Source organism: Mesorhizobium sp. M7A.F.Ca.ET.027.03.2.1 (assembly GCF_003999175.1).
GTDB lineage: Bacteria > Pseudomonadota > Alphaproteobacteria > Rhizobiales > Rhizobiaceae > Mesorhizobium.
The window spans coordinates 1-4,739 of sequence record NZ_RZOM01000440.1; the positions used below are offsets into that span (position 1 = coordinate 1).

The following is a 4,739-nucleotide window of genomic DNA, read 5'->3' on the forward strand; positions in this document are numbered from 1 at the left end:
CCATGCTTCCGTTCGGTGCGCTGGGCGCGAACTTCAACGCGCTGGCCATGGAGCCGCTCGGGCAACTGGCCGGCACGGCGTCGTCGATCCTCGGTTTCATGCAGACGTTTCTCGGCGGCATTCTCGGCACGCTGATCGGCCAGGCCTTCAACGGCACGGTGACGCCACTGGCCGCCGGCTTCTGCAGCGTGTCGATCGCGGCGCTGCTGATGATCTTCATCGCCGAGCGCGGCAAGATGTTCCAGCCGCAGAACCCGCCCGTTTCAGGGCACATCACCGACTTGCATTAGGATGCACCCTCAAGGGCCGCCGTGAATCGAGGGGCGAGCATACGCCCCGCGATTGCTTCACCCATGCTGTCCGAAAAGGGCAAAGGCAGAGCATCATCGAGTGCCCTGAGAATGGATGCCACGAAGGCACGGCTGCGCTGGGCATCGGTTCCCAGATCGGCATATGTGGCGCGAGGCTTGCCGATCAGTGTGCCGTTGCAGCGAAGCGAAAACCGCAGTGTCAGGGACATGCCCGCGGTTCCGGGTGGCGGTTTCCAGCAGGCATAGATAGCGTCCGACATCTCCCTTATCGTATCGACGGGATCGGAACTGCGACAACTGCGCTCTTGCGACCTTGCTTCCTGGGAACTGGTAGACAGAGCGGCGGCAAGAGCCGCAGCGACAAATGCGAACCGAGGTTTCATTCGAGAGCCTCCGGATCTGCGTGAAATTGCACCGCTCCTTCGGCTAACGCAGCAATCAATCCTGTGCCGCCCAGAGTTCGCGGCGCAATTCGTGCCAGCTTTCGCGATCGGGCGCGACAAGCAGGCCGCCGCCGAGATGCGAGGGCAGATAGGCGCTGCCGTCGAAGCGCGCCGCGTGGCCGCCGGCCTCGGCATGGATCAGCACGCCGGCCAGATGGTCCCACGGCATCAGCTTGTTGTAGACCACGAAGTGGGCATGGCCGCTCGCCAGCAGGCGGTATTCGTGCGCGGCGCAGCGATAGGCGAATTGCGACAGGATCTTGGTCTGGTTGCGCGCCAGCCGCGACCGCTCCGGTTCGGGCATATATTGCCAGGAGACCGAGCCGGTCATTTCCGAGATCGGCGCGGGTGCCGCGACATGCACCTTCTCCAGGCTGCCATGCGCATGCCGGATATGGCTGCCGGCGCCCCTGGCACCAATCAGCCAGTCCTTGCCGACGGGATCGTGGATGATGCCGGCAACCGTCTCGCCCTGGACCACGACCGCCAGCATGACGCCGAACAGCGGCACGCCGGAGGCGAAGTTGAAGGTGCCGTCGACCGGATCGATGACGAAGGCCAGATCGGCATCGCCCAGACCATCGAGCAGTGCCGGATTGTCGGAACAGGCCTCCTCGCCGACGATCATCGCCTGGGGATAGCGCTCGCGCAGCCGCGCGGTGATCAGCCGCTCGGCATTGACGTCGGCTTCGGTCACAAGGTCGGCGGCCGAGGTCTTCTGCCTGACATCGCCATCGCCCAGCCGGCGAAAGCGCGGCATGATCTCGGTCAGCGCCGCCTCGGCCAGAATGCCGGCCAGCCAATCGATCGCGGTGTCGTCAAATGTCATCGGAAATGTCTTGCCTTGTGGTGAGGGTGTCGTTGAGGGCAGCGAAGTCGAACAGCTTCCTGTCGAGCAGGTGCGATGGCCTGCTGTTCGACAGCGCGCGCAGCATCGTATCCTTGCGGCCGGGCATACGCTTTTCCAGGTCCTCGAGCATCGCCTTCATGGCGTTGCGCTGAAGGCCTTCCTGGCTACCGCAGAGATCGCAGGGAATGATCGGGAAATGCATGGCGGCGGCGAATCTTTCCAGATCGGCCTCGGCGCAGTAGCTCAATGGCCGCAGCACCATGACGTCGCCGTCGTCGTTGAGCAGTTTAGGCGGCATGGCGGCGAGACGGCCGCCATGGAAGAGGTTCATGAAGAAGGTTTCGAGAATGTCCTCACGATGGTGGCCGAGCACCAGTGCCGAGCAACCCTCCTCGCGCGCAATGCGGTAGAGATGGCCGCGCCTGAGGCGCGAGCAGAGCGAGCAATAGGTGCTGCCCGCCGGCAGCTTGTCGGTGACGACGGAATAGGTGTCCTGATACTCGATCCGGTGCGCAATGCCGTGACTGTCGAGATAGTCCGGCAGGATATGTTTGGGGAAATTCGGCTGGCCCTGGTCGAGATTGCAGGCCAGAAGATCGACCGGCAAGAGCCCGCGCCATTTGAGGTCGAGCAGCACCGCGAGCAGGCCGTAGGAATCCTTGCCGCCCGAGAGCGCGACGAGCCAGCGCTGGCCGGGCTTGACCATCGAGAAATCCTCGATCGCCTGCCGGGTCAGCCGCAGCAGCCGCTTGCGCAATTTGTTGAATTCGACCGAGGACGGCACGTCGGCGAACAGCGGATGGAAGCCGCCTTCGCTGTCGGCGATCGGTTCGATGTCTGGAAGCATGTTCATGGCATGTCGCTTTCAGTGGCCCAGAGCGCCGGATTAGCGGACATGACCGACAAAGAAAAGGCCGCCTCGACGGCGGCCTTTGCTTGGTGTCGCAGAACGCGCTCGTTTTAGCGCGAGTAGAATTCGACGACCAGGTTCGGTTCCATCTGCACGGCGAACGGAACGTCCGCCAGGCCGGGAATGCGCGAGAAGGTCGCGACCATCTTGTTGTGATCGGCTTCGATGTAGTCCGGCACGTCGCGCTCGGCGAGACCGACCGCTTCCAGAACGATGACCAGCTGCTTGGACTTTTCGCGCACTTCGACGACATCGCCCGGCTTGCAGCGATACGAGCCGATGTTGACGCGCTTGCCGTTGACGTTGACGTGGCCGTGGTTGACGAACTGACGGGCGGCGAAAATGGTCGGCACGAACTTGGCGCGGTAGACGACCGCGTCGAGACGCGATTCGAGCAGGCCGATCAGGTTCTCCGAGGTGTCGCCCTTGCGGCGGTCAGCCTCTTCATAAACCTTGCGGAACTGCTTTTCCGAAACGTCGCCATAGTGACCCTTCAGCTTCTGCTTGGCGCGCAGCTGCAGGCCGAAATCGGAAAGCTTGCCCTTGCGGCGCTGGCCATGCTGGCCGGGACCGTATTCACGCTTGTTGACCGGGGACTTCGGGCGGCCCCAGATGTTTTCGCCGAGACGGCGGTCGATCTTGTACTTCGCGGATTCGCGCTTGCTCATCGCATTCCCTTTTCAAAACAATACACCCGGAACCTCATGGTCCGGGTGAAGGAAACGCGCCCTCCTCTGGCCTCCGTTTTCGAGACCTGACAGGGTTTTCCCACGCAACGCGGCGGAAAACCCACGGGACACGTCAGTTCAAACAAGATAGTAGAATTGGATTTCCACGCATCTTGCGCACATAAAGAAAACCACCGGGCATTGCGGCCCGGTGTTGGCGCGCTGATTAAACGGAGATTTAACCGGTGTCAAGCTTGTGGCTGGCGTAGGCCGTGGCGACGATATAGCGTCTCTGGGTTGAGTACAGTGCCGGATGTGGCGGGAGGTTGCGCCAGCGGCATCAGGAAGGGACCGGAGCAGAGGAGCTACATTCGCATGAAGAAATTCTTCCTTACCCTGACAGGGGCCGCTGTGTTGGCGGGATCCATGGCGGTCCTGACACCGGAGCCGGCGGAGGCCAGGCATTGGCACGGCCACCGACATCACCAGGCTTGCCGCATCGTGATCAAGAAGAAGGTTATCTGGCGGCACGGCCACAAGAAGGTCATACGCTACAAGATCAAGCGCTGCAGCGGGCGCTGGTAGGCTCCTATCCGGTCCCAGGCGGCCGACATCAGCCCGCGGTTTTGGCCGCGGGCTCTTTGATTCCGGATGCTTAATCCTTAGTCTTTCGACTTCTTCTCCGGCAGGCCCTTGCGCTTCGTCTCGGCGAATTCCTCGAGCTGCTTCTCGCTCATCGATTCGTACATTCCCTTGGAAGCGCCCTGCAGTTCGCTCTTCTTGGTCTCGCCGCGCTTGGCCGACAGAGCCGCGCCGGCGGCTTTCTGCTGGGCTTTCGAGGTGGCTGGCATGGTTCTTTCTCCCGTTGGAATCTGGAGAAAAAACGCAACGACTGCCGTGATGTTCCGCTTCGCAATCACGACATTGCCAGCCCGAAGCCCTGTATCAGGCGACGGGTCGGGAAATCGGCTCTTTTCGATGTGAAGACGGCAAGGTCGGGGCCTTCAGGCAGCATCTCGCCACGACCGCTCGGATCGATGTCGGCGAGAAGCGACAGCGCCCGGCGCGCAATCGCTTCAGCGGGGTCGAGCCAATCGACCGGCCAGGGCGCCGTCTTGCGCATGCGATTGGCCAGAAAGGGGTAGTGTGTGCAGGCGAGCACGACGATATCCGTACGCAACGCATCATGTTCGACGAAGCACGGCGTGATCTCGGTGCGTACGGCCTCCTCATCGACGAAGCCCTCACGCATGTAGATCTCAGCCAGTCCCGCCAGCCTGTCGCTGCCGACCAGGCGGACATGGCATTTCTGCGCCCATTTGCTGATCAGGTCGCGCGTGTATTGGCGCTTGACGGTGCCAGGCGTCGCCAGCACCGAAACCAGCCCTGAGCGCGTACGTTCCGCCGCCGGCTTGATCGCAGGCACCATGCCGACGAAAGGATGCGCGGGAAATCTATCGCGCAGCGCATCGATCACCAACGTCGAGGCGGTGTTGCAGGCGATGACGGAAATGGCCGGCGCAAAGCGCTCAAGCAGTTTGCCGAACAATTCGAGGA

The 4,739-nt window shown here is 62.2% G+C and carries 6 protein-coding genes and 1 pseudogene; 2 read left to right on the plus strand and 5 right to left on the minus strand.

Features of this window, described 5'->3' with window-relative positions:
• Nucleotides 1–290: pseudogene (locus EN750_RS19145) on the plus strand (MFS transporter); the annotation flags it as partial.
• A 459-nt stretch (nucleotides 291–749) separates the two neighbouring features.
• On the opposite strand, the gene EN750_RS19155 reads toward EN750_RS19145, so the two are convergent.
• The 3 genes from EN750_RS19155 to rpsD all read right to left on the minus strand — a co-directional run bounded on the left by EN750_RS19155 (nucleotide 750) and on the right by rpsD (nucleotide 3,182).
• Nucleotides 750–1,583, minus strand: coding sequence for an inositol monophosphatase family protein (locus EN750_RS19155; RefSeq protein WP_127397339.1), 834 nt, complete (start codon nucleotides 1,581–1,583; stop codon nucleotides 750–752).
• On the minus strand, nucleotides 1,573–2,457 hold the full coding sequence (ttcA, locus tag EN750_RS19160; RefSeq protein WP_127321527.1) for a tRNA 2-thiocytidine(32) synthetase TtcA: 885 nt from the start codon (nucleotides 2,455–2,457) through the stop codon (nucleotides 1,573–1,575). The genes EN750_RS19155 and ttcA overlap by 11 nt, the downstream gene beginning before the upstream one ends.
• Before the next feature lie 107 nt (nucleotides 2,458–2,564).
• Nucleotides 2,565–3,182: a 30S ribosomal protein S4 gene (rpsD, locus tag EN750_RS19165; protein WP_023759539.1), complete on the minus strand. Its 618-nt coding sequence runs from the start codon at nucleotides 3,180–3,182 to the stop codon at nucleotides 2,565–2,567.
• A 426-nt stretch (nucleotides 3,183–3,608) separates the two neighbouring features.
• Here rpsD and EN750_RS19170 point away from each other — a divergent pair, with 426 nt between their 5' ends.
• Nucleotides 3,609–3,767 (plus strand): hypothetical protein, encoded by a 159-nt coding sequence (locus EN750_RS19170; protein WP_245482740.1) that lies wholly within the window; start codon nucleotides 3,609–3,611, stop codon nucleotides 3,765–3,767.
• 77 nt (nucleotides 3,768–3,844) lie between these two features.
• Here the strand turns inward: EN750_RS19170 and EN750_RS19175 are convergent, their stop codons facing one another.
• Nucleotides 3,845–4,033 carry a DUF3008 family protein gene (locus EN750_RS19175; RefSeq protein ID WP_023810328.1) on the minus strand — a complete coding sequence of 63 codons (189 nt, stop codon included), beginning with the start codon at nucleotides 4,031–4,033 and terminating at the stop codon, nucleotides 3,845–3,847.
• Nucleotides 4,034–4,098: 65 nt separating this feature from the next.
• Nucleotides 4,099–4,739, minus strand: a 641-nt coding sequence (locus tag EN750_RS19180) for an aspartate/glutamate racemase family protein (RefSeq protein ID WP_127397340.1), incomplete at its 5' end; no start/stop codon positions are given.

Excerpts from the sequence above, each read along its gene's own strand:
- EN750_RS19155 (WP_127397339.1), bottom strand. The coding sequence starts at position 1,583 with ATGACATTTGACGACACCGCGATCGATTGGCTGGCCGGCATTCTGGCC.
- ttcA (WP_127321527.1), bottom strand. The coding sequence starts at position 2,457 with ATGAACATGCTTCCAGACATCGAACCGATCGCCGACAGCGAAGGCGGC.
- rpsD (WP_023759539.1), bottom strand. The coding sequence starts at position 3,182 with ATGAGCAAGCGCGAATCCGCGAAGTACAAGATCGACCGCCGTCTCGGC.
- EN750_RS19170 (WP_245482740.1), top strand. The coding sequence starts at position 3,609 with ATGGCGGTCCTGACACCGGAGCCGGCGGAGGCCAGGCATTGGCACGGC.
- EN750_RS19175 (WP_023810328.1), bottom strand. The coding sequence starts at position 4,033 with ATGCCAGCCACCTCGAAAGCCCAGCAGAAAGCCGCCGGCGCGGCTCTG.